The organism is Achromobacter xylosoxidans (genome assembly GCF_001457475.1).
Classification (GTDB): Bacteria; Pseudomonadota; Gammaproteobacteria; order Burkholderiales; family Burkholderiaceae_B; genus Achromobacter; species Achromobacter xylosoxidans.
On the sequence record NZ_LN831029.1, the window covers coordinates 3,738,125 to 3,762,915 of the forward strand.

Consider the following 24,791-nt stretch of genomic DNA (forward strand, 5'->3'; position numbering starts at 1 on the left):
CATATCATGAGGACTAAAGATCATGGATATGCCGATGAAGAAGAAACGCACAGCAGCCGCCCAGGCGGCGGCCCGTGGGCCGCTGCCTGAAGTCCCAGCCGAACTGCTGGACCATCTGGTCAAGGGGCAGATGACGCCCAGCGAGGTTCAAGACCTGTTCCTGTCGTTCCAGAAGGCGGTGATCGAGCGCACGATGGCCGCCGAGATGAACCTGCATCTGGGCTATCGGCCAGGCGAGGACAAGCCCGAAAGCCAGGCCAATGAGCGCAACGGCGCCAGCGGCAAGACGGTGCTGACCGAGCATGGCTCGGTGCGCGTGGAGCTTCCGCGCGACCGGGACGGCTCCTTCGCCCCGATCCTGATTCCCAAGCACGAACGACGCTTCACCGGGTTCGATGACCGGATCATCGCCATGTACGCACGGGGCATGAGCGTGCGCGAGATCCAGGCGTTCCTGGCCGAGAGCTACGGCACCGAGGTCTCGCCTGACTTCATCACCTCGGTCACCGACGAGGTCATGGCCGAGACCATCGCCTGGCAGAACCGGCCGTTGGAGGTGATGTACCCGGTGGTGTTCTTCGACGCGTTGCGCGTCAAGATCCGCGACGACGGCGGGGTCAGCAACAAGGCGGTGTATCTGGCGCTGGGCGTGCAGGCCGACGGCCAGCGCGACGTGCTGGGCCTGTGGGTCGAGCAGACCGAGTGGGCCAAGTTCTGGCTCAAGGTCTTCAATGAACTCAAGACCCGAGAGTGCCAGGACGTCCTGATCGCCGTGGTCGACGACCTGAAGGGCCTGGCCGACGCCATCGGCACGGCCTTCCCGCGCACGACCGTGCAGACCTGCATCGTACATCTGATCCGCAACAGCCTGGATTACGCGGGGTGGAAGGACCGCAAGGCCGTGGCCGCCGCCCTGCGCCCGATCTACGCTGCCGCCAGCGCACAAGCGGCCGAGCTGGCGCCGCAAACGTTCGCCGATGGGCCCTGGGGGACCAAGTACCCAACGATCGTCGCGGCCTGGCAGCGGGCCTGGGAGAACGTCACGCCGTTCTTCGTCTTCCCGCCGGACATCAGGCGCGTGATCTACACGACCAACGCCATCGAGAGCTTGAACATGCAATTGCGCAAGATCATCAAGACGCGAGACCACTTCCCCACCGATGAGGCCGCCATCAAGCTCCTATGGCTGGCGCTACGCAACGTACTGGCCAAGTCCGTCAGGGCGACCTTCGACTGGAAAGTCGCCATGAACCAGTTTGCTATCCTGTTCGGCGAACGGTTTACTGCGGCGCGGGGATAACAACTTTTAAAACGCCTCGCCCACGAAAATACGGACAGGCTCCTTGAAGAAGCCGCTGTCATGAGCGGCTTCTTCATTTTCAACTGTTACGAGGTAAATATCGACGCTTCAACTTGAATCAGATGTGCTCTATGAAGCGAAGAATCAACTGGGCCCAAAGATGGGCTAGTTGCAGGCGGTACGTCGACCAGTCACCTATGGGACGCAGAACTCAACTCCAGGATGCTGCTGCGGCCGCTAGCCACCTGGATGCCGGATTCGTTGTCCTGATGGACGAGTAACATCCCTACAAACCATAGTCCAGCCCGATAAGTAGATGGGACTATTCCGATAATCCGATTGGCGACAGTATCTTATATTGAACGCCATCAATGAGTTCAGCATGTATTGCTTTCGTACCTACCACGACGACTAGAATGGGCGTTAACTGAGACCGTTGGAGTATCAGTTTCTCCCATTCGAGCCGGTCAATGGCTGACGGAGTCGGTACCCTCTGTGGATGAGTGTGCCACTCCCCAAGGTAGTCGATCTTCTTATCGCCTTGGCGCCAAGTTTGTTCAGCAATGTCCGCATGCCCGTCAGCTTCACGCACAAAGAAAAATGCTGAGCGCCTGTCTTTATGACCTGGTTCGGTTGCAAGCATGACCTCCAAATGCTTGCCGCGCCGGCGCCCTAAGAGAATGCCCCCACCCTCCGGTTGCCAAAAAAGCCGCTGACGATAATGCTTAAAAACCTTGAGAACATCCGGTGCAAAAACCACCAGGTTTCGGTGATCCCTGGTGGACCATTCTGTTACGAATGGCATGCTGCACACGTGGGTTGCCTCACTGGATCTCCATCTGGTGCTGCTTGACTGAATCCGTGTCGAGTCACTCGGGTACGCAGCCGTGGGCTAGGTTGGTTCGCCGCCCAACTGGTTGCCATTTCTACCGCTAGGCAAGCGGCCTGAACCGAGACGCTAGCGGGGAAAGGTACGTACAAGCTTTCACATCCGTGCCCCGCCAACTCAGTCGGCACTGGCTCGTTCACTACGGGATAAAGCGAGGCTCGATGGGTGTCGGAAAGGCAGCGAGTACATGCTGCTTGAGTAGTGTCCCGAAACAGCGCTCGTACTGCGACTCCGGGACCATCAACCCAAACCGATAAAGTCGGGACAAAATTCCCCGAATCAGTGGCGGTACGTGTGAGGTAGTGACCTAAGGCCTCTTCTCCGGTTGCATTGATGATCAAATCGAAGGAGTTCAAGTCGGCTTCCTCCGCTTTCACGGGTAAGCTTCGTACCTTGGCTGTCGGAGCTGCGAGGGAAAGTTCTTCTTTAAGCGCATTGGACTTGTACTGCAGTGCCCGATTTAGGCCTAAACGGTGTCTACCGACATTTTGAGGGAGGAGGATATCTGGATCAATGAGAGCCAAGTCTCCATCATTCAGGCCGGCGCCAGCCTTTACCAGCAATTCCGCCAGGAAGCCTCCTATGGTTCCGCACCCAATAAGGGCGACACGCTTGCCGGCGAGAGTCGGCCCCTCTGGCACGTTGCGTTCGGCGACGTATTTGTCGTCCATTCTGATCGAGATCATTGGATACACTTTCGAGGAATAGAGCTTTACTCTTGGATCTTGCCGTGATCGATTGACCTGATCATCCACGGTTTCGAAATCCGTCCAGAAAGCGTACTGTGTAATTGGCGAATCTATGACGCACAGTGATGCGTTTCGCCTGGAGGCAATCGATTGAAGCAGTCGGCGTTCTATGTTGCGCTTTGCCGACGGATCAAGCAGTCCCTGCCATTTCAATAGCGCAGCTACCGTTGGAGGGGGCCACACACCTTGTGACGGTTTTGGTTTGGCGGAAGTGCTTACCCTGAAAGCAGCTCCCTTCAGTACTTCTCGCTCTTGGAGCGACATGGCCTGAAGCTTCTCTCTAGTGCGAGTTACATCGTTAGTGACGAATACGACGCTGGTTGCAGCACTACCGCGCTTGGCAAACAGAATATCGAGTGCCCCAGGATCGCCGGGGTAGATGTCGAGAAAGCAGAGATCACCGTGCCAGAACGCGAAGAACTCATCCTCTAGGTCCTGATCCATCTTGCCTCTCAACGAAAGATCCAAGATTTCTTCGGCCCGATCAATGCAGCCCAGCGCCTGGCCAGCAATGTCAAAAATATCCAGTACGACGCTCCCTTGAGCAGCGTAACAGATTTGGCCGTTAGCGCCGACATGGGCCAAAACATTCGGTGTTCCCAGTGGCAACTCTACACCAATCCTAGGAAGATCCACCCCAGTCGGATCAACAGCTACATGCGCTGCATGATTGGTACTTGCTGCTGTCAATGCGCCCTTGAACGCTAGCCAATCGCCCGCATCCCGTCCCAGGTAGGTGAACCCTCGCGATTTCATCGCACGGGTGAGCTTAGACAGCTGTGTCTCGTCGTTCATCAGCCTGCCTGCGTACGTCCTACGAGTGGCGTTGAAACAATCGCTGCCGGAGTGGCTTGGACCACTGCTGTAGCGGAGCTTACTTTGACGCGCTCAGGAGTATTCGGGAACCTTGGCCCAAACTGCTCACGTACCCAGATAAGTGCCTGGCTTGGCGAGCTGGCATGAATCGCGCCTCGCAGCGACTTCTCAAGCTGCTCCAGCTTTTGGGCAGCATCCTCAACTCCAGGCGCTCCGAGGCGATCCGTTAGGGACTCATTGGGGTCTGTCGGGCAAAGAACGCCTTGTCGCAGGGCCCTTGGCAGGTTATCAAGCAGGTCGAGCAAGGCAAGGTCGTCTCTGCGATCACGAGGCTCGAATAAAGGAGCCGCCGCAGCCATAAGAAGGATCGATGAAGGACCACCCTGCACCCACTGCCAGTCCCTAAAAGACTTGAGATAGCGAACAATTCTGCGGAACTGCTCGCCGTGTCGATCTACCTCGCCGAGGAACCACCGTTTTACTGGTCGTGGGTCAGATTTAAACCAGTCATCTTCACGGTGAGCGAGGAGCACCTGGTCGTGCGGTAGTTCGGTCCAAGCATCGCGCTCGGCGCGTTTCATTGCCTCATCAAGCGCGTAGTAGCCGTGCGCAGACAGAGCGGCTTTGCGCAGCTGCTCAAACTGGTCGTCTGGAATTGCGTACAAAGGCACGTCGATGTGCGCGAACTCAGCTATTTCAATACGAATGCACGTTGGCTTGTCAGTAATGAGGCGCCATTTGCGTTCTTGAACCAGCGGCATCAGGGCTGTTTCAGCTGCCGCGAAAAACACTTTGCTGGCTACGCTCGGCTTCGAGGTGAGCCGCATGAAACTCAGCGGCAGGTAGGCGCCATCATCAATGTCCGCTTGTTGTTCAGGGTGCGCAGGTGCGTTGAGCGTCTTGTATGCCCAAGATCCTTGCGTGAAGAAGCGCGGCTGAACCGCCGCCCCTGGATACCCGAGCTCTTTAAGAACGGCCGGGAGCCCCGTGCGCAACTGGGCACGGATAGCTTCCTTGGCTTCGAGGATGAACTCGCAACGCCGATCCGAAAGGGTGATGTTATCCAGGAGCGTAGGCTGTTCCACGCCAGAGTAGAAGAGAGAGCTCAGATTAAGCATGGTGGTTCTCCAGGGTTTTGTTAGGCCCGTGGAAGAACACGGGGGTGGCGGCGGTGTGATTCAAGAATGGTGTCAGTGCTTTATCACCCAGCGCCCGACGGGCGGCCTGTGTTCCTCGGCTCTTCAGCACTTGGATGGAGGCCGAACTGACTACATCCAGAGCTGCGATGTCCTTGCTCTGGTCCGGTGTGGCGGGGTCATCTATCCGGACATAATCTTCATCCAGCAGATGGCTCAGCATCGCGTCGACGGAGTGTTCTTGCGAAGATATGACGAGGTCGAAGATTCGTGCTCCCCATTGTTTGATACCCCAGTCAAGGCCTGTGCTGCCACTCTTCGTGGCACCCAGGGTCATCGTTCCAATCGCAAGGACTCGGACGTTTCCTTTCCCGCGCGGCACTCCCAAGGCATGGTGGGCCTCATGTAAGCCAAAGAAGCCGGGAGAGTTGCCGACCAGCCCTCCATCAGCAAAGACGCCTTCTTCTCCGATGGCGTGCAGCGGGAAGTAGGTTGGAGCCGCAGCAGTTGCCAATCCAATGTCTACAAGCTTGTGCTTGTAGTCCATGAAGAACCTTGGGGAGTGCGGCGTCTTGAAGAACTGCCCGTTACCCTTGGAGTAATTAACCGTCGGGATAAGTACGCGATGCTTCAGGTCGCCGAGGGTGAGATCGCCAAAATTTTCGGTCAAGACAGCCTTTAATCCGTCAGGCGAATACTTGGCTTTGAAGATTTGAGGGAAAAGGCGTCTGGCACCTGTCGAGCCGCCAAAAATGCGACTGCCATGGTGCTCGAACATGTCTTGCAGCTGGGGCGCGGGAATCTCGGCTGCGAGCCCCAAAGCAAGTAGCCCCCCAGCTGAGGTTCCGCAGATCAAATCGAACCGCTTGGCCAGCGGTGTTCCTAGCTGCTCCTCCAGGTGCTTCAAGACGGTAGCGGTGTACAGCCCCCGGAAGCCACCACCGGATAGCGCTAAAACATGAAAGGGAGCTGTGACGCCAGTCTGGCTTCCTAGATCCTGGCTAGGCTCTTCGCCTTGGTCCAGCAAATGAGAGTCGTGCCCAGTCAACATCCGGATACCTCCTTCATCACGAGCGAGTTGGACCAACGCAAAGGCTCGGTCAGGAGGCAATGTGTCAGGGGCAGGCGAGACGCTTGCGCTGTGCAGGATGGATAGTGATCTAGCATGCAGGTCACCGTTTCTCGCGACGTACACCCTTGAACGGGGTCTTGTCAGACGTTTTGACGTCCAGGAAGCGGCCTGTTTCGGTATCACGTTTGACGTAATGGCCGGAGGGGGTCTGGGTTTGGCTGCGGTCTCGCACTGCACCAACTCGACGGCCGTCGCCGATGGGATTGTTTTTTGCCATAGAAACCTCCATTCATGCTTTGTGCGATCACTTTACATCATCACTATGATTAGATCAAGCATCTAAATATATCGCCTTATGTCGCATAGTTTGTTATTATTTCGGGATGACTACAAACACGAATGAACAGCGACGCGCGCTACTGGAGGAGCTGACTCAAGCCCAGCGTGAGCGCCTGTCGCATATAGATTTCAAGTTGTTCTTCCTCGGGGAGTTGCGACGTGCTGATGTAGTAGGCCGCTTTGGCACTGGTCCAGCTGCGGCTACTCGTGACATCGCGCAGTACAGGGAGATCGCGCCTGGAAACCTGATTCTTGACAACGTCGACAAGGTTTATCGCCCTACGGAGAGCTTTGTTCCCCTGTTCGACCATTCGCCGCAACGCGTACTAACCGCGTTGTCCCATGGGTTTGGTGAAGGGCTGGGAGATTCCCTGAAGTCGATGGTCCGATGCGAATTTCCTACAGCGCTGAATCAGCCAAAGATGTCAGTCTTGGCGCCTATTACGCGTGCTATCAACCGCGGCAAAGCGGTCAAGCTGGTCTACACATCAGTAGAAAGTGGTCGGACCGAACGCGAGATCGTTCCCATAGCTCTTGTCGACATCGGCATTAGATGGCACGTACGGGCCTTCGATCGCAGGCGCAAAGGATTCCGTGATTTCGTCCTTACTCGTATGGAGAATCCCGTCGTTTTAGAGGAGAGCCCCATCGGCGAGGAAGAAAAAGTCGAAAAGGACGTCCAATGGAATCGCATCATTGAGCTCGAGCTGGTTCCGCATCCAAACCACCCGCGCCCCGAGGTGGTGATGATGGATTACGACATGCCTGACGGTGTGCTGCATGTCAAAGTCCGGGCAGCGAATGCGGGCTACATGCTGCGTATGTCTACGATCGACTGCTCTCCTGATCACAGCCTTGAAGGGCTTGAGTATGCTCTTTGGCTGAAGGATCCTTTGGCACTGTATGGAGCAAGCAATGCACGATTAGCTCCCGGATATCGCGATCCTAGGCCAGATGCACCCAATGCTCCGATCAAAGCGTTGTGAAATCGATGGGGGTTAGAGCGGGTTGCTGTAGTAGGCAACTATTCTCTGATTTTGTGGGAGTGGCTCTTTTCAGTTTGTAGTGGTTAATCAGGGTTTTGCCGTCGAGTAGGCGTCAGCGATGGAAGCCCAAAGGAGGCGAGACTCGATGCGGAGCACGACAGCGCGGCCCGGCACAGCCGGGAGACGCCCGACTCGATTATTCCTTGTCGGACAGATGGAAATCAAGACTTGGGAACGAAATGGACATGCGACTGGATGCGCAACGATTCAGGAATATTTTCGGTTTGGGGCAACCCTTTGCCACCCGATGGAGCGTGGCCTTACTGCTCGGCTTGTTGGCCTACCGCATCTATCGGTTGACGCTGCCCTGGATCGTCAGCCAGTTCAGCCTACAAGACATGGTGCGCTACACGATTGCCGTGTTTTACGGGCCGTCCGCCTTGCTGCTTCTCGCTCTATTCGCCGTCCACAAGCGCTGGTGCTTCCCAGACATTCGTTTCATGGGCGGCATTCGGCGCCAACACGTCGTGCAAGGCATTTTGGCGGTATCAGCAATCTATCTGGCTACCTATGGCACGGCACTGTGGCTCGGGCAACCACGTGAAGTCAGCATGGCGAGCCTCTACGACCACAAGACGCCAGCGCAGATCGCCATCATGGTGGCCTGTCTGCTTCTCCTGCCGCCTATCGTGGAAGAACTCGCCTTTAGGCATTTTTTGCTTTCGCTATTGCCATTCAAGGCCAATAGGTGGATCGCAACGGTTGCAGTCGTGGGTACGGCAAGCTTCTTCTCCTACCAACACCACGCGAGCTACCAGTACCTGACAACCTTCCTGGCGCTATTCGCGCTTGGGATCGTATTCGCATCAGCGCGGATTCGCTCGGATGGCCTCGTGCTTCCGATAGGTTTGCATGCCTACGCCATCGCGTTCGCATTGGCCTGCGATCAGGTCATGGCTCGTATTCAGACCTAACCGCCGTGGCATCCAAACGAGACGCCCCATAGGCAGACGCTCTCGAATCGCGCTGCGCAGCCCACGACTACCCAGGGATGATGGCAGGATTCGACAACCGCTTCTCATACCCGACTGATGCGAACAAAGAATATGAGTGACGACCAATTCTTCTATTCGAGCGGATTCGCACAATGGTCCGCCCAGCACGAACCCATTGACTACCAGACGATGCTGACGTTGAGAGAAGAGGCCCTCCCCTTACTGGTCAAATCAGTCAGCGATGGCGAAATCACTACTATCGATAGCGTCGATTCGCCATTGTCGACAGCCATCAAAGCACATCATCGACTCACCGACTTTGAAATGAATGCGCATTGGATCGGCTCGTCCCAAGCGTGGTCATGCCCGTGCTGTGGACGATCGAAATTCCATATCTCGCGGGTCGGCAAGAAGAACCAGATTCTGGCAAAGCTCGTTGTCCATCACGACCACATGGGCGAAGCGCTCAAGGCTGCTTTCCACGTAGCCTTTGAAGAAGCCGGCACCCGTGATGCACAGATCGAGGGAAATCGGCTTGTGGAACGTATCGGAAGCGCGTTTGCAGCATATGAGGAAGTCCTGATCTGCGAAGACTGCAACAACGCCGATACCGAGGCCAAGAAGCTGTTGGAAGCGCCATCTTTCTTCTCCTTCTCGATCGGACAGATTCGCTCGTTCATCCAAAGCTCGGCGCATCATCCTCACGATGTTGACGCCGACGCAGCTCACCAAAGATGGAAGGAAGCCAGGCCCGCTTATGAACTGCGGATGGAACTGATACGCACCGTGGCGCAGGCCGCCGCTACCGACAACCATTGGTACGAACCGTATGACCGCACGATGCAGCCGATCCCCACACTTGGTAACGGACACCGGACCGGTGATACGACCATCTTGAAGTGGGTATCCACCGAATCCCTTTATAAGGCACTCGGCCCGCAGCAAAAGACGGCCCCTAGGAATCTCACGCGCTGGCGTACGACGATACCCAAGCAGGGGCGCCCGCTTCCGGCGAACTTCCTCGCCATGCTGCTATCGGACGAATACCGAGCCCGCCGCTGGGAGCAGGTCGCCGACGATTGGTCATGCCCCGTATGCCGACGCACCAAGCAAGAAATCCTTTATGTGGGCGACGAGGGCAAAGTCAGCTTCCACATCAGCACCAACCATGGCCGTGGCGCATGGTCAAGCGCATCCGAGATTTGCAACCACTGCAATTCCACGCTGATGAGCCTGAAGACAGAGATATCGGAGTTGACCGGCAACCGTCCAAGGGATAGCTACGCCTTCGTTAGCCCTAACGAACTGGCTGGGATCATTCGCGCCCGCCCTCATTCTCCCCATACGATCCACGCGCCCGAAGCTGCAGCGCTGGTCACAACCATCCTGAACCGTCTCGCAGGCTCCGCATGACCACACCACCTGTGCTTGACGCGCTGTTCCAGGCCCTGATTACCGGGGATCAAGACGCTCTGCGTGATATCGAAATTCACCGAGCCCATGAGTGCGTGAATCTTCGCGCCCTCATCAGCACGGAGCATGCCGGTGCCGTGGCTCTCGACCTTGGGCTCGGACTGGCGTCGAGCGTATATGTGACGCCGATCTTCGAGGGGCCTTGCGCTTTTTTTATGTCCCGCCAAGTCAGCGTTCAAGCACGGCTCACCGGCGGTCAGACGACGGTACCCCTCGATTACTCGCTGAGCTTCGACTCCAATTTCGCGGAAAAGCTGAGAGCAACACTCAGCGGCGAACACATCCAGCCCGCCGACCGCAACTGGGTGCTTGAGGTCCTTATGCTCAAGGCCAACAATGCAAGGGTGCAGTTCGATGTCCTGCCATTTCTATATGAAAACCTACGATTAGCCCGTAGCAATGAAGAGAACCAGCGACCACTGAACACGTTGATCGCATTTCGTATGCTTAACCATCTGAACTGGTCCGCCTTCAACACAGACCCCAGTCGTTTCGATTTCGGCGTTTCACCAGAGTCTCTCCGCACGCATCTTCGTCCCGACGCTGAAGCCTTTCTTGCCGAAGCGCAGACCAGCACATCAGTGATGCACCACGAGGCAAAGAGTCTCGGCATTCAGGCACTGCTACTTCGCTTCGCCACGTTATGGCATGAACGCAAACCCGTTCCCCAACGCATTCTTAGCGAACTGCTTGATTTCAGCCTGTCCAAACTGGGTTTCCTTCCCGTCACGGAACTGAGCTTGATCTGGAGCGGCATCAATCGCAAGGTGGTTGCGCCGTTCTTCGGCCCCATCACGGGCCAATCCAAAACAATGCTGAAGGACATTCAAGGGATGGCCTGGGATATGACGCATCTCCGACTGATGGAGCAAACGACCACCCTATCCCGGTTTGAATCATTCTTCGTTCCCTATTTCATCTCGATGGATGAGCGCTGGCGCAACCTTCTTCGCCTGAATCCGATACGCCTCATGCTAATCGATGACTCGCGAAAGAGCATGTTGTTCGCACGCGCTAACGAACTCGATTTCCAACTGGCGTGCAACGCTTGTGCGAGCACACTGATTCAAACCGAGCGCAGCCCCGAGAAAGTGGCAGCGCGCCGTGCCGTAGCCAAGGCAATCGACGTGCAATCGATGCGCGAGCTCGTCGCGCGTGAAGAGCACGTTTGGCTTTGAGGCCGTTAGTGAAACGCGGCCAAATAACAACTTGCATCGATTCTTGCTTACCAGAAGCGTCAGGATCAGCACAAAGTCCGCTGCTGGGTGCCAAGCGCGACGGCGCCGCCAGCCACGTCTCCATCGCCGTGCCGAAGGTCTTGGCGACCACACCCAGCGTTTCTCGCACTGCTTTTCGAGCGCGCGCGAGATGCCCTTGAGCACGGCTTTGCGCGCGTCCAGGAGCAGTTCGCGCGCCACCGACAGTGAGATGCCGCCAGGGCCGTAGCGCCCGAGGGTTAGCGTCTCGCGGCGTCCGTTGAGGCGGTAGTCGTAGCGGAAGGTGACAGTACCGCTGGGCGATACCGTCACGTACATCCCGTCCCGGTCAGAAGCCTTATAAATCTTGGACTTAGGCTTCAGATTTCGTAGTGCGGCGTCAGTAAGCATCGAGGTTTCCTCCGGCTTGTGACGGCTTTACCGTCAGGTTTTACCGTCAAGGACCTGGAGACCTGCTGATGCCCGGAAAGCCGCATAAAACAAGCATTCCCGAGAAGGCTTTTACCGTCAAAGACGGTAAAAGTCTGAATAGTGAACGAGAGCGTCTTAATCCGGCCTCGATTTTTACCGTCAGCTCTACCGCCAACTTTTTCTGCTGGCCAGCGATAGCCATCGATAGCCACCGTGACGTATTTCCTTATAAATCAACACGTTACGGCAGTTTTTCGATAGCTGGCGATAGTCCTCGAAGGACGTCAATTCACTCCCAGCGGCACGTTGCTGTCCCCGCCCACACAGGCGCACTTGAGTTCCCGGCGATCGACATAGACCGCCTTGAAAACCGACACGGCCCCGACGGTCCCGATGAACAGCGCCAACGGAATCGACACCCACATCCCCACGCCCGCGACCATCAGGACGCCTGCGATGGCCTCCGCGAACGGGTAGAAATAGGCATACCGAACCCAGCGCTTGGCCAGCAGGTCGTAGTTGAGGAACATCGTCGCGAAGCCGTCCACGTCCTTGAGCTTCTGCAGCGCCAGGAGACACATGGCAAAGGCCACGAACCACTCTGCCGCCTGAATGCTCCAGAGCTGGCCGAAGGCCGCCCAGCTCGCCGCCAGCGCCATCGCGGCCGCCATGGCGAACAGCGCGATCACAGGGGTGTAGGTCACGGCGTTCTTGTCCTTCACGGACATGCCGAAGAATTTGCGCAGGTCGTCGTAGCCGCCCACGCGCCGCCCGTTTATAAAGACCTGGGGGGTGGTCTCGACGCCATGCTCCTTCTTGAACGCATCCGTCTGCTCGCGGCTCGGCAAGTGTTTGTCCTCGACCTCGTAGCCCTTGCGGTTGAGCAGATCGAGCGACTTCAGCCCGTAGGGGCAGGTATGGCCGGGCATGACCATCCGGTAGAGCGTGGCTTGTTTGGGCGCAGACATGCTGGACTTCTCCTGTGGGACTTTTCATGGGCCGGCCGCAGCGCCGACTATCACGGATTGAAGGACTTTGACGACATTTCCTGCCTAACCGGCGGTGGTGCAAGGGGGTGTAGGCATCTGGCTCCCGGGGCGGTCGTCAGGCTGCAACGCCGTCAGTCCTCCGTCTGCCAGAGCAACCCCGCCGCAGGCCGGCGCGCCCGCGGCGGCACGCTGGGTCCTAGTGGTTCTCCTTGGCATGGTTGATCGTGTACTTCGGGATCTCGACGGTCAGGTCCTCGTTCGCCACGATGGCCTGGCAGCTCAGGCGCGATTGCGCCTCTAGCCCCCAGGCCCGGTCAAGCAGGTCGTCCTCGCACTCCTCGACCTCGTTGAGGGAATCGAATCCCTTGCGCACGATGCAGTGGCAGGTCGTGCAGGCACAGCTCATGTCGCAGGCATGTTCGATCTCGATGCCGTTGTCTAGCAGCGCCTCGCAGATCGAGGTGCCGACCGGCACGTTCAGCTCGGCGCCCTCGGGCGCCAGTTCAGGATGGGGCAAGACGGTGATCTTGGGCATGGTCTCTCCCGGCTGCTCAGTGCGCACGCGGCTTCTTTGCCGCTGCGTTGCCACTTGCACGCCGTGGCACGGCGCCGGTGCGCGCTTCGGGCTCGTCGTCGCTGGTATCGAGTTGCTCCAGCGTGTGCAGGATCGGGCAGTCGGGCCGTTCGTCGCCGGCGCAGCACCGGATCAGCGCCTTGAGCGTCTCGGCCATCTCCAACATGCTCGCGATGCGCCGGTCCAGCTCGGAGATGTGCTGCTGCGCCAGGCGCTTGACGTCGGCACTCCGGCGCGACTTGTCGTTCCACAGTCCCAGCAGGTCCGTGATCTCGGCCACCGAGAAGCCGAGGTCGCGCGCACGCCGGATGAAGTGCAGCCGGTGTACGTCGTCCTGGCTATAGGCGCGGTAGCCCGAATCGTTCCGGTCGGCCGGGGGAATCAAGCCGATCTGCTCGTAGTAGCGGATCATCTTGGCCGAGACCTTCGAGGCCTTGGATGCTTCACCGATGTTCATGGTGTTCCTCCTTTCTCAATGAGCGGTATCCGCCGCCAGCGGCGGCTGGAAGCGGCGCAGGCGCAGCGCGTTGCCGAGCACGAACACGCTGGACAGCGCCATCGCTCCGGCCGCGAAGATCGGCGACAGCAGCACACCGTATGCGGGGTATAGGACGCCAGCGGCCACCGGGATCAGGGCCGTGTTGTAGCCAAACGCCCAGAACAGGTTCTGGCGGATGTTGCCGATGGTGGCCTTGGACAGCGCGATGGCGTTGGGCACACCCTGCAGGTTGCCGGACATCAGCACCACGTCGGCCGACTCCACCGCCACGTCGGTGCCGGTGCCGATCGCCAGGCCCACGTCGGCCTCGGCCAGCGCCGGCGCATCGTTGATGCCGTCACCCACGTAGGCGATCTGGCCGTGGGTGGCCTTTAAGCGGCGCACGGCTTCGACCTTGCCCTCGGGCAGCACTTCGGCCACCACCTCGTCGATGCCCAGTTGCTTGGCGATAGCCTGCGCGGTACGCGCGTTGTCGCCAGTGATCATCGCCACCTTCAGGCCGAGCTGGTGCAGCGCGGCAATGGCCGCGGGCGTGCTGGACTTGATCGGATCGGCCACCGCGATGATGGCGGCCAGTCGGCCGTCGATCGCGGCGTACAGCGGCGACTTGCCCTCATTGCCCAGGCGCTCGGCCGTGCGAGCGAAGCCGCTCACGTCCAACCCCAGCTCACGCATGAAGCGATCGGCACCGACCTCGACACGCGCGCCGTCCACGGTGGCGCGCACGCCCATGCCCGTGACCGAATCGAAGTCTGTCATCGTCGGCAGCGCGATGCCACCTTCCACGGCCGACTCGACGATGGCGCGTGCGATCGGATGCTCCGAGCGCGATTCGACAGAGGCGACCTTCGCCAGCACCTGGTTGCGGTCAAAGCCGTCGGCAATCTCCAGGTCGGTCAGGACCGGGCGGCCCTCGGTCAGCGTGCCGGTCTTGTCCACGGCCACCACCTTGGCGTCCTTGAGCAGTTGCAGGGCTTCACCCTTGCGGAACAGTACGCCCATCTCGGCGCCCCGGCCCGTGCCGACCATGATGGAGGTCGGCGTCGCCAGACCCATGGCGCACGGGCAGGCAATGATCAGCACCGCCACGGCATTGACCAGCGCGAAGGACAGCGCGGGCGACGGGCCGAACACCAGCCAGACCAGGAAGGTCAGCACGGCGGCCAGCATGACGGCGGGCACGAACCACAGTGTCACCTTGTCCACCACGGCCTGGATCGGCAGCTTGGAACCTTGCGCCTGCTCGACCATGCGGATGATCTGCGCCAGCATGGTCTGACCGCCCACGGCGGTGGCACGCAGCGTCAGCGCACCCTTCTGGTTGACGGTGCCGCCGACCACGGTGCTGCCTTCCGCCTTTTCGACGGGAATCGGCTCGCCGGTGATCATCGACTCGTCCACGAAGCTGCGGCCCTCGGTCACTTCACCATCGACCGGCACGCGCTCGCCGGGGCGCACTTCCACGATGTCGCCCTGCGCCACGTCGTTGATCGGGATGTCCACGATGCGGCCGTCGCGCAGCACGTGCGCCTCCTTGGCCTGCAGGCCGACCAGGCGCTTGATGGCCTCGGAGGTGCGGCCCTTGGCCCGTGCCTCAAGAAAGCGGCCCAGCAGGATCAGCGCCACGATGACGGCGGCCGCCTCGTAGTACACGTTCACCGTGCCGGCCGGCAGCAGACTGGGCGCGAATGTGGCGACCATCGAATAGCCGAAGGCTGCGGCCGTGCCGACCGCGACCAGCGAGTTCATGTCGGGACCCAGGCGGAACAGCGCCGGGAAGCCCTTCTCGTAGAAGCGCCAGCCCGGAATGGCGAGCACCAGCAGGGTCAGCACGAACTGCAGATACCAACTCTGCTGGATGCCGATGGTGGAAGCCACCCACTCATGCATGCCGGGAATCATGTGCGAGCCCATTTCGAGCACGAACACAGGCAGCGCCAGCACGGCGGCCAGGGTCAGGTCGCGCTTGAGTTCGGCGCGCTCGGCGTCCTTCTTCTCGGCGGCTTCCTCGTCGGCCTGCGCGCCGGTATCCACCGGGTTGGCCTCGTAGCCGACCTTCTCGATGGCCGCGATCAGGTCCGCCACGGCGGCCACGCCGCGCACGGTGGCACGCTCGGTCGCGAGGTTGACCGTGGCCTCGGTGACGCCGGGCACGGCCTTGAGTGCCTTCTCGACGCGGCCCACGCAGGAGGCGCAGGTCATGCCCTCGACCGCCAGTTCGACGGTGCCAGCCGGCACGTCGTAGCCGACCTTCTCGACCGCCTGGATCAACGCGATGCGATCGACAGGACTGGCCAGGCGGATGTCCGCCCGCTCGGTGGCGAGATTGACGGACACGCTGTCCACGCCCGGCACCTTGGCCAGGGCGGCCTCGACTCGGCCGACGCAGCTCGCGCAGGTCATGCCCTCGATGGGTAGGCTGATCGCTGCTGCGGTGGCACGAGCATCACTCGTTATTGGCATGCTCATGGTTGTTTCCCATAGTTGATATTCGACATGGGGGAGCTTAGGGTTTACCATCGTGGGAAGGTCAAGCGCTTTTTTCGGGTACTGTCAGGTTTCAGAAATGGCCCGGCGCACGGGGGAAACGAGGGGCCTTGGTCGCCAGGCTCGCCCTGGTCCCGGGCTGTGCGCGCGCTCAAGCGGTCGCAGCCTCGTTGATCCTGAAGGGCACGAACAGCCGTTCGAGGGTAGGAATTTTTGAGAGATGACTCCACGCAAACCAGCCAGTGCCCCACCGAAGGGCCCAAGCACCGATCTGGCCTCCCTGTCACAGAATGACGTGACCATCCTGGCCGAGACTTTCCGGCTCCTGGGCGATCCGTCGCGGCTCAAGGTCATGCTGTGCTGCATGAAGGGGTCCACGTCGGTAAGCGACATCGCGGAAGCCGTCGAACTCTCGCAGTCGTTGGTCAGCCATCACCTTCGACTGTTGCGTGGAGCCCGTCTGGTCAAGGGCGTGCGCCAGTCCAAGCAGATCTTCTATGAGGTAGCGGACAAGCACGTGAGCCAGGTGCTGCTGGACATGGCCATCCACATCGTTGAGGACAACAGCGACGACTAGCCTTGGTGCGAAACAGCCCTTACCGCGTCCCGTGAGGCCTATCCTTTCGGCCAGATCCGGTGCAAGTCATCCACGACCAGCACGTGATGGTGCCCGCCTTGGTTCGCGTGCTGACGCAAGTGGGGGTGATCCGCCGACAGGTTCGGATGGTCATGGGCCAAGTCCGACGGGTCGCTGGCCGGCCACAGCCGAAGCGCCAGCGCCACGCCAGCTAGGCCGATCAAGGACATGACGACGAACGTCGATTGCAGCCCCATGGCCGCGCCGAAGCGTCCGGCCAGCGGGTAGCAGATGAGCCAGCAGGCGTGCGACAGCGCGAAGTGGGCCGCGAAGATCGCTGGACGGTCCTCGGCGTGGGCCGAGCGGCGCAGAAGACGGCCGGATGGCGTCTGCGCCACGCTGTAGCCAAAGCCGATCACCAGCCACAGCGGCAGCAACAGCGCATAGCTCGGCAGCAGTGCGCCGATCGCCGTGCCCACGACGAGGACAGCGGCGCCGGTGAGCATCGCGGGTCGGTCGGCTACTTTCTCCAGTAGGGACGGCAAGACGAAGGCGGCCACCATCGAGCCGCCTCCGAACGCCGCCAGTGCCCACGCCACCTCGACTTCGCCCAGGCCGAAACGCGCCTTCACGAGCACCACCGTGTTCACGATCACCATCGCGCCGGCCGCCGAGACGGCCAGGCTGATCGCCAGCAGGCCCCGCAGGCGAGGCGTGGCGAGGTAGATGCGCGTGCCGCGCGTCGTTCGCTCCCAGATGCCGCGGCGCGGGCCGGGGACGGACGTGGGCAACCGCACGCTGACCACGAGAGCGGCTGAAACGAGGAAACCGAGCACCGTTCCCGCGAACAGGTTGTGAAAGCTGATGACGGTCAGCAGCGCGGCGGCCAGCATCGGGGAAATCAGGCTTTCCAGGTCGTAGGCCAGCCGGGACAGCGACAGCGCCTTCGTGTAGTCCTCTTCGTCGGGAAGGATGTCCGGGATGGTGGCCTGGAAGGTCGGCGTGAAGCCGGCGGATGCCGCCTGCAGAACGAAGATCAGCAGGTAGATCTGCCAGACCTCGGTGACGAAGGGCAGGCACAGCGCGACGGCCGCTCGCACGAGGTCCAGCGCCACGAGCAGCGAGCGCCGCGGGAGCCGGTCGGCGAAGGCCTGCGCGACCGGCGCGACCCCCGCGTAGGCCAGCATCTTGATGGCCAGCGCCGTCCCGAGCACCGCGCCTGCATCCGCGCCGGCCAGCTCGTAGGCCAGCAGGCCGAGCGCCACCGTCATCAGGCCGGTGCCGACGAGCGCGATCACCTGGGCGGTGAACAGGTGGCGGTAGGTGCGGTTATTCAGGACGGAGAGCATCGGACGGCCTCAGAGCAGTTTGGTCAGCGCCTTCATTTCGGTCAGAACGGAGTCCTCGTCATGGGACAGGCAGTGGTCGATGTGGTCGTGGATCAGGACGCGCTTGGCCGCCGTCACCGCGCTTTCCACCGCCGCGAGCTGGCGGGCGATGTCGAGGCAGGTTTCTCCCCCTTCGATCATCCCGATGACGTGCCGCAGATGCCCCTCGGCGCGCTTGAGCCGCTTCACCAGGTCGGGATGGGTGGTGTGCTTATGCATGTCTTCCATGCTGAAATCATATCCCCCCAGGGGGGATACTGCCACTGGATGTTAGATCAACGGCTGCTTGCCAGGCGGGGGGAATGGTCGCCGAGCCAGGCTAAGGCAATTGCCCGGAGCGGCATCCCGGCCGTGGTGAGACGCGAACACAAATGTGTACAACAATTCACATGAAAACATGTTCATGTGTTATATTTTGAGCCACAGTCAAAGACCCAGTTTCCCGAGGCCCCATGTCCCAATCCCACGCACATGACCATGGTCACGATCACGACCATGATCATGACCACACCCCGACCGTGACCAGCGCCAACGAGCGCAAGGTCCTGCTGTCCTTTTTCCTGATCTTCGGCTTCATGGTCGTGGAGGCCGTCGGAGGCGTGCTGTCGGGCTCGCTGGCCTTGCTGGCCGACGCGGGCCACATGCTGACCGACGCCGCGGCGCTCGCACTGGCCTACGCAGCATTCCGGTTCGGCCGCCGCGCGGCCGACAGCAAGCGCACCTTCGGCTACCTGCGCTTCGAGGTCATCGCCGGTTTCCTGAACGCCGTGACCCTGTTCGCGATCGTCGCTTGGATCGCCTACGAGGCGTGGGAGCGGCTGCAGGCGCCGCCCGTGATCCTGGCCGGCCCGATGATGATCGTCGCCGTGCTCGGCCTGCTGGTGAACGTGCTCGTGCTGTGGATCATGACCCGCGGAGAGACCGATCACGTCAACGTGAAGGGGGCCATCCTGCACGTGATGGGCGACCTGCTCGGCTCGGTCGGCGCCATCGTCGCTGCGATCGTCATCTACCTCACGGGCTGGACGCCGATCGATCCCATCCTGTCGGTCCTGGTCGCGGCGCTGATCCTGCGCAGCGCATGGAAGCTGCTCGCCAAGTCGATCCACATCCTGCTGGAAGGCGCGCCGGAGGATGCTTCGCCGGAGAAGGTGGAGCAAGGCCTGATGGGCGCCGTGCCGGGCCTGGCGGCCGTCAGCCACGTTCACGTGTGGCAGCTCACCTCCGGGCGCACGATGGCCACGCTGCACGTTCGCCCCAACGTGGACGAGGAAGCACGCGCCGTGGTCAAGCGCGTCGAAGCGGTGCTTCGAGAGCAATTCAGCATCGAACACGCCACGGTCGGGATCGACTGGAACTCGGGCACCGACGAGAACGTCTGCAGCTTGCAGCCCACGTCGGAGCGTCAGGACCACAGCGGCCACGATCACAGCGGTCATGACCACAGCGGGCACGACCACAGCGGCCATGATCATGGCAATCACAAGCATGGCGGCGGGCACAGCCACGGCCATGACCACGACCATTCCGCTCCTGGTCACAGGCATTGAGGCCGCGCGAGCCGGCTCGCACTCCACTTGAGGATTTGCATCCATGACGTCCCGCAAAACCACCAGCGCCGACACCGTGCAATGCTCGACCACCAGCCACGACGCGGCGACCGATGCCCTCGCAATGTCGCAAAGTGACGTCGCTGTTCTGGCCGAGACCTTCCGCCTGCTGGGCGACCAATCGCGATTGAAGATCCTGCTGCAGTGCATGCATGGCTCGGTCGCCGTGGGGGACATCGCCGAAGCGCTCGACCTGTCGCAGTCTCTGGTCAGCCATCACCTGCGGCTGCTGCGCGGTGCGCGCCTCGTGCGCGGCGAACGCCAAGCCAAGCACATCTTCTACAGCATCGCGGACCAGCACGTCAGCCAGGTGCTGCAGGACATGGCGGTCCACATTTCCGAGGACAAAGCCGACGACTGACCAGGCCCAAGCACCCAGGCGAATGGCAGGTTGCGAGGCGCCGGTACCCACGCCGCCGGTTAGCCTCAAGGACGTCCTCGATGCGGCCTGGGCGCAACACCCTGAATCGCGGGCCCTGCCTGGGCGCCGGGATGCCGCGCAGGCACAGCAATGGGCGGCGGCAGCTTGGACGCCTGAGCCTCCCGCGCTCGCAATCACCCACAAGACCGACCGGTTCAACCGCACAACGGCACTCGTGAGCTGGATGTCGGAGTGGCCACAGCGACGACGCGGGGTTTTCCCACCACCTTGTCCATGCAGCCTGCCCGCTAGGGCAACCCAAAGGGCTTGACCTTGCCTTCGTTGTAACGCCTAGCCTCCACACAAATTTCTGCAGAGCGCTTCGGAAGGGCCGGAGTCCTGCATCCAAGAAAGGGGCACTTCCATGCGTAAAAAAATCAGAATCGTTGTGGTGGCAGGCGTCATCGCAGCCGTCGGGGGCATAGCGATTGCCGCCCGCGACGCCAAGGACGAGGGCAAGGCCGCGGCGCCCCCGGCGGGCGCGCCGATGGCGCCGCAGGTGCCCGTGGCCGAGGTCATCACCCGCACGGTCGCGCCATCGGCCGAGTACACCGGCTTCCTGGCCGCGCCCAAGACCGTCGAGCTGCGCTCGCGGGTCGGCGGCGCCGTCGATGCTGTGAGCGTCCCCGAGGGCAGCCTGGTGCGCAAGGGACAACTGCTGTTCCAGATCGACCCCCGACCGTTCCAGGTCACGCTCGACACGGCTGCGGCGCAACTGCAACAGGCCGAGGTGCTGGCCAGTCAGGCCCAGGCCGACTTCGACCGCGCCGAGCGCCTGGTGGCGACCGGCGCTGTCGCGCGCAAGACCTACGACGATGCCGTCTCCGCGCGCAGTGCGCGCCAGGCCCAGGTGCAAGCGGCCAAGGCCGCCGTCGCTGCGGCGCGGCTGGATCTGTCCTACGCCCGCGTCACGGCGCCCATCGCCGGGCGCGTTGACCGCGTGCTCGTGACCGAGGGCAACCTGGTCAGCGGCGGTGTCGCCGGCGCGGCCACGCTGCTGACCACGATCGTGTCCATCGACCCGCTGCACGTGTACTTCGACATCGACGAAGCCACGTACCTCAACGTCGTGAGCCGCTCGCGGCCCGCTGCGGGCGCCGGCGGCAAGGCCTCGCTGCCCGTGCAGGTCGGGCTGACCACGGACAAGGGTTTCCCGCACAGGGGCGCGCTCGACTTCGTGGGCAACACCATTGACCGAAGCACCGGCACGATCCGCGCGCGCGCCGTTGTGCCCAACCCGGATGGGCGCATGGCACCCGGCATGTTCGCCCGGGCCAAGCTGTCCACCGGCGCGGCGCGCGAGGCCGTCCTGATCGACGATCAGGCCGTGGGCACCGACCAAGGGCGCAACTACGTGCTGGTTGTGGGCGAGAACAACCAGGCCCAGTACCGGCCCATCGAACTGGGGCCGGTGGTGGACGGGCTGCGCGTCATCAACGGCGGCCTGCAGGCCGGTGAGAAGATCATCATCAAGGGCCTCGTGCGCCCCGGCATGGCGGTCACGCCGCGCATGGTGCCCATGCAGGCGCCCGCGGCACCGGCCGCCGGCGCGGCCGGCGCGACCAAGGCTGCGGCAAACGCTCCGGCTCCCGCTGCGGCGCCTGCCAAGGCCGGTGGCGCGGACCCCGCCAAGGCTGACGGCGCGGCCGGCTCGGCGGAGGCCCGCAAATGAATTTCCCCCGCTTCTTCATCAACCGGCCGATCTTCGCCATCGTCCTGTCGGTGCTGATGCTGATCGCAGGCGCGATCAGCTACTTCCAGCTGCCGCTGAGCGAATACCCGCAGGTCACGCCTCCCACGGTGCAGGTCACCGCTAGCTATCCCGGTGCCAACCCGCAAGTGATCGCCGATACCGTGGCATCACCGCTGGAGCAGGCGATCAACGGCGTAGAAGGCATGATGTACATGCAGTCTCAGATGTCCACCGACGGGAAAATGGTGCTCACCGTCTCCTTCGAGCAGCATATCAACGCCGACATTGCGCAGATCCAGGTGCAAAACCGGGTCTCGCGGGCGTTGCCGCGCCTACCGCCTGAAGTTCAGCGCATCGGTGTTGTCACCGAGAAAACGTCGCCGGACGTTCTCATGGTGGTGCATTTGCTTTCGCCTGGAGGTCGATATGATCCGCTGTACGTCTCCAACTACGCCACACTTCATGTGAAGGATGAGCTGGCTCGTACGCCAGGCGTCGGCGATGTCCTAGTCTGGGGCGCCGGGGAGTATTCGATGCGGGTCTGGCTCGAACCCGCCAAGGTCGCTGCTCGTGGGCTGATCGCGAGCGACGTGGTTGCCGCCATCCGCGAGCAGAACATACAGGTTGCCGCTGGTTCGGTTGGTCAGCAGCCGGATGCCTCGGCGGCGTTCCAGGTCACGGTCAACACTCTGGGCCGACTGTCGAGCGAGGAGCAATTCGGCGAGATCGTCGTGAAGACGGGCGCCGACGGCCAGGTAACTCGCCTGCGGGATGTCGCCCGCATCTCGATGGGGGCCGATTCCTACTCTTTGCGCAGCCTGCTCAATGGCGAGCCGGCGGTGGGGATACAGATCATCCAGAGCCCGGGCGCGAACGCGCTGGATGTGTCTAGCGCGGTGCGCGCGGCAATGGACCGACTTCAAGCCAAGTTCCCCGACGGCATTGAGTATAGCGTCGCCTACGACCCCACGGTCTTCGTGCGCGCCTCGCTCCAGTCCGTCGCCGTCACGCTGCTGGAGGCCATCTTCCTGGTGGTGATCGTGGTGGTGCTGTTCCTGCAATCCTGGCGCGCGTCGATCATCCCGCTGATCGCCGTGCCGGTCTCGCTGGTCGGCACGTTCGCGGTGATGCACATGTTCGGTTTCTCGCTGAACACACTGTCGCTGTTCGGACTGGTGCTGTCCATCGGCATCGTGGTGGATGACGCCATCGTGGTGGTGGAGAACGTGGAGCGCCACATAGCGCTGGGCGAATCACCCAAGGACGCGGCGCGCAAGGCGATGGATGAAGTGACTGGCCCGATCCTGGCCATCACCTCGGTGCTGGCAGCGGTCTTCATCCCCTCGGCGTTCCTGTCGGGGCTGCAGGGCGAGTTCTATCGCCAATTCGCGCTAACCATCGCGTTCTCGACCATCCTGTCGGCGATCAACTCGCTTACGCTGTCGCCAGCGCTGGCCGCCATCCTGCTCAAGCCGCACCACGGCGCGGCCAAGCCCGATCGCGTCACGCGCATCATCGATGGCGTGTTCGGCGGCTTCTTCCGCCGCTTCAACAGCTTCTTCGACCGCGCCTCGAATTCCTACGTCGGGGGCGTGCGCCGCGCGGTGCGCGGCAGCGCCATCGTGCTGCTGCTCTACGTCGGCTTCCTGGGCCTGACCTGGCTGGGCTTCCACAAGGTGCCTGCGGGCTTCGTGCCCGCCCAGGACAAGTACTACCTCGTGGGCATCGCCCAGCTTCCGACCGGCGCCTCGCTGGATCGCACCGAGGCGGTCGTCAAGGAGATGACCAAGATCGCACTGGCTGAGCCGGGCGTCGAGAGCGTGGTGGCCTTCCCGGGCCTGTCGGTCAATGGACCGGTGAACCAGCCGAACACCGCGCTGATGTTCGCCATGCTCAAGCCCTTCGATGAGCGCAAGGACCCGTCGCTGTCGGCCTTCGCCATCCAGGGCAAGCTCATGGGCAAGTTCAGCCAGATCCCGGACGGCTTCGTCGGCATCTTCCCGCCGCCGCCGGTGCCGGGCCTGGGTTCTATGGGCGGCTTTAAGCTGCAGATCGAGGACCGGGCGGGCCTGGGTCCCGAGGCGCTTGCACAAGCACAGGGCCAGATCATGGGCAAGGCCATGCAGGCGCCCGAGCTGGCGAACATGCTCGCCAGCTTCCAGACCAATGCGCCGCAGTTGCAGGTGGACATCGACCGGGTGAAGGCCAAGTCGCAGGGCGTGTCGCTGACCGAGGTGTTCGACACCCTGCAGGTCAACCTTGGCTCTCTCTACGTCAACGACTTCAACCGCTTCGGTCGCACCTACCGGGTAATGGCCCAAGCCGATGCGCAGTTCCGCATGCAGGCTGAGGACATAGGCATGCTCAAGGTGCGCAATGCAGCGGGCGACATGATCCCGCTGAGCGCGATCGCGACCATCGAGCGCAGTTCCGGCCCCGACCGGGTGATGCATTACAACGGCTTCCCCTCGGCCGACATCAGCGGCGGGCCAGCGCCGGGCTACTCATCCGGCCAGGCCACCGCCGCGATTGAGAAGATCGTGAGCGAATCGCTGCCGGACGGTATGACCTACGAATGGACGGACCTGACTTTCCAGGAAAAGCGAGTTGGCAATACTGCTATCTATATCTTCGCGCTGGCGGTGCTGCTCGCCTTCCTGTTCCTGGCGGCCCAGTACAACAGTTGGTCGCTGCCGTTCGCTGTGCTGCTGATTGCACCCATGGCGCTGCTCTCGGCGATCGCCGGCGTCTGGCTCTCTGGGGGGGACAACAACATCTTCACGCAGATCGGTTTCGTGGTGCTGGTCGGCCTGGCCGCCAAGAACGCGATCCTGATCGTGGAGTTCGCCCGCGCGAAGGAAAGCGAAGGGGCCGATCCGCTGGCAGCCGTGCTCGAAGCCGCGCGCTTGCGGCTGCGCCCGATCCTGATGACGTCGTTCGCCTTCATCGCTGGCGTGGTGCCGCTGGTGCTGGCCAGCAGTGCGGGCGCCGAGATGCGCCACGCCATGGGCATCGCGGTGTTCGCCGGCATGCTGGGCGTGACGGTATTCGGCCTGGTGCTGACGCCGGTGTTCTACGTCGTGGTGCGCAAGCTGGCGCTGCGCCGCGAAGCGCGCCATGCCCGTGTCGGCATGACCGACCAGCACGCATGACGGCCAGGAGGACATACG

At 61.6% G+C, this 24,791-nt stretch carries 20 protein-coding genes and 1 pseudogene; 10 read left to right on the plus strand and 11 right to left on the minus strand.

What is annotated here, in order from left to right; genetic code table 11:
- The first annotated feature begins 28 nt into the window (after positions 1-28).
- Positions 29-1,300, plus strand: a complete 1,272-nt coding sequence (locus AT699_RS16765) for an IS256 family transposase (protein ID WP_169818061.1) — start codon at positions 29-31, stop codon at positions 1,298-1,300.
- A 322-nt stretch (positions 1,301-1,622) separates the two neighbouring features.
- Here the strand turns inward: AT699_RS16765 and AT699_RS30990 are convergent, their stop codons facing one another.
- The 4 genes from AT699_RS30990 to AT699_RS16780 are packed head-to-tail and all read right to left on the minus strand — an operon-like array spanning position 1,623 to position 5,797.
- Entirely contained in the window at positions 1,623-2,105 is a 483-nt protein-coding gene (locus tag AT699_RS30990) for a Mov34/MPN/PAD-1 family protein (RefSeq protein WP_081247835.1), read from the minus strand.
- Positions 2,093-3,733, minus strand: a complete 1,641-nt coding sequence (locus tag AT699_RS30995) for a ThiF family adenylyltransferase (protein ID WP_024069203.1) — start codon at positions 3,731-3,733, stop codon at positions 2,093-2,095. The genes AT699_RS30990 and AT699_RS30995 overlap by 13 nt, the downstream gene beginning before the upstream one ends.
- Positions 3,733-4,872 carry a CBASS cGAMP synthase gene (locus AT699_RS16775; RefSeq protein WP_058207345.1) on the minus strand — a complete coding sequence of 380 codons (1,140 nt, stop codon included), beginning with the start codon at positions 4,870-4,872 and terminating at the stop codon, positions 3,733-3,735. Before AT699_RS16775 ends, AT699_RS30995 begins: the two co-directional genes overlap by 1 nt.
- Positions 4,865-5,797, minus strand: a complete 933-nt coding sequence (locus AT699_RS16780) for a CBASS cGAMP-activated phospholipase (protein WP_324610072.1) — start codon at positions 5,795-5,797, stop codon at positions 4,865-4,867. Before AT699_RS16780 ends, AT699_RS16775 begins: the two co-directional genes overlap by 8 nt.
- Positions 5,798-6,345: 548 nt before the next feature.
- Here AT699_RS16780 and AT699_RS31000 point away from each other — a divergent pair.
- The 4 genes from AT699_RS31000 to AT699_RS16800 all read left to right on the plus strand — a co-directional run bounded on the left by AT699_RS31000 (position 6,346) and on the right by AT699_RS16800 (position 10,933).
- Complete coding sequence (locus tag AT699_RS31000) at positions 6,346-7,287, plus strand: helix-turn-helix transcriptional regulator (protein WP_081247836.1); 942 nt, start codon at positions 6,346-6,348, stop codon at positions 7,285-7,287.
- 245 nt (positions 7,288-7,532) lie between these two features.
- Positions 7,533-8,261, plus strand: coding sequence for a CPBP family intramembrane glutamic endopeptidase (locus AT699_RS16790; RefSeq protein WP_158646887.1), 729 nt, complete (start codon positions 7,533-7,535; stop codon positions 8,259-8,261).
- A 132-nt stretch (positions 8,262-8,393) separates the two neighbouring features.
- A complete protein-coding gene (locus AT699_RS16795) occupies positions 8,394-9,695 on the plus strand; it encodes a hypothetical protein (RefSeq protein WP_058207348.1) in 1,302 nt (433 codons plus the stop codon).
- Positions 9,692-10,933 carry a hypothetical protein gene (locus AT699_RS16800; protein WP_058207349.1) on the plus strand — a complete coding sequence of 414 codons (1,242 nt, stop codon included), beginning with the start codon at positions 9,692-9,694 and terminating at the stop codon, positions 10,931-10,933. The genes AT699_RS16795 and AT699_RS16800 overlap by 4 nt, the downstream gene beginning before the upstream one ends.
- A 106-nt stretch (positions 10,934-11,039) precedes the next feature.
- Here AT699_RS16800 and AT699_RS31005 read toward each other — a convergent pair.
- The 5 genes and pseudogenes from AT699_RS31005 to AT699_RS16820 form a co-directional block, all read right to left on the minus strand.
- Positions 11,040-11,362: pseudogene (locus AT699_RS31005) on the minus strand (Arm DNA-binding domain-containing protein); the annotation flags it as partial.
- 305 nt (positions 11,363-11,667) lie between these two features.
- Complete coding sequence (locus tag AT699_RS16805) at positions 11,668-12,351, minus strand: MauE/DoxX family redox-associated membrane protein (protein ID WP_024069205.1); 684 nt, start codon at positions 12,349-12,351, stop codon at positions 11,668-11,670.
- A gap of 217 nt (positions 12,352-12,568) precedes the next feature.
- Positions 12,569-12,907, minus strand: a complete 339-nt coding sequence (gene fdx, locus AT699_RS16810; protein WP_008786744.1) for an ISC system 2Fe-2S type ferredoxin — start codon at positions 12,905-12,907, stop codon at positions 12,569-12,571.
- Between the two features lie 16 nt (positions 12,908-12,923).
- Positions 12,924-13,403, minus strand: coding sequence for a Cu(I)-responsive transcriptional regulator (gene cueR / locus AT699_RS16815; RefSeq protein ID WP_008786743.1), 480 nt, complete (start codon positions 13,401-13,403; stop codon positions 12,924-12,926).
- A gap of 15 nt (positions 13,404-13,418) precedes the next feature.
- Positions 13,419-15,914 carry a heavy metal translocating P-type ATPase gene (locus AT699_RS16820; RefSeq protein ID WP_008786742.1) on the minus strand — a complete coding sequence of 832 codons (2,496 nt, stop codon included), beginning with the start codon at positions 15,912-15,914 and terminating at the stop codon, positions 13,419-13,421.
- 382 nt (positions 15,915-16,296) lie between these two features.
- Between AT699_RS16820 and AT699_RS32525 the strand changes: the two genes are divergently transcribed.
- Complete coding sequence (locus tag AT699_RS32525; RefSeq protein WP_425306389.1) at positions 16,297-16,509, plus strand: ArsR/SmtB family transcription factor; 213 nt, start codon at positions 16,297-16,299, stop codon at positions 16,507-16,509.
- Between the two features lie 38 nt (positions 16,510-16,547).
- Here AT699_RS32525 and AT699_RS16830 read toward each other — a convergent pair whose 3' ends face one another.
- Positions 16,548-17,858, minus strand: a complete 1,311-nt coding sequence (locus tag AT699_RS16830; protein WP_008786740.1) for an MFS transporter — start codon at positions 17,856-17,858, stop codon at positions 16,548-16,550.
- A 9-nt stretch (positions 17,859-17,867) separates the two neighbouring features.
- Positions 17,868-18,125, minus strand: coding sequence for a metal-sensing transcriptional repressor (locus AT699_RS16835; protein WP_019396551.1), 258 nt, complete (start codon positions 18,123-18,125; stop codon positions 17,868-17,870).
- Between the two features lie 224 nt (positions 18,126-18,349).
- Between AT699_RS16835 and AT699_RS16840 the strand changes: the two genes are divergently transcribed.
- From AT699_RS16840 to AT699_RS16855, 4 genes are all read left to right on the plus strand, one after another.
- The gene (locus tag AT699_RS16840) at positions 18,350-19,447 is read left to right on the plus strand and encodes a cation diffusion facilitator family transporter (protein WP_008786738.1); all 1,098 of its coding nucleotides are present in this window, start codon (positions 18,350-18,352) and stop codon (positions 19,445-19,447) included.
- Between the two features lie 43 nt (positions 19,448-19,490).
- Complete coding sequence (locus AT699_RS16845; RefSeq protein ID WP_024069207.1) at positions 19,491-19,868, plus strand: ArsR/SmtB family transcription factor; 378 nt, start codon at positions 19,491-19,493, stop codon at positions 19,866-19,868.
- Between the two features lie 424 nt (positions 19,869-20,292).
- Positions 20,293-21,600: an efflux RND transporter periplasmic adaptor subunit gene (locus tag AT699_RS16850; protein WP_024069208.1), complete on the plus strand. Its 1,308-nt coding sequence runs from the start codon at positions 20,293-20,295 to the stop codon at positions 21,598-21,600.
- Entirely contained in the window at positions 21,597-24,773 is a 3,177-nt protein-coding gene (locus tag AT699_RS16855; RefSeq protein ID WP_024069209.1) for an efflux RND transporter permease subunit, read from the plus strand. Before AT699_RS16850 ends, AT699_RS16855 begins: the two co-directional genes overlap by 4 nt.
- Positions 24,774-24,791: the final 18 nt, after the last annotated feature.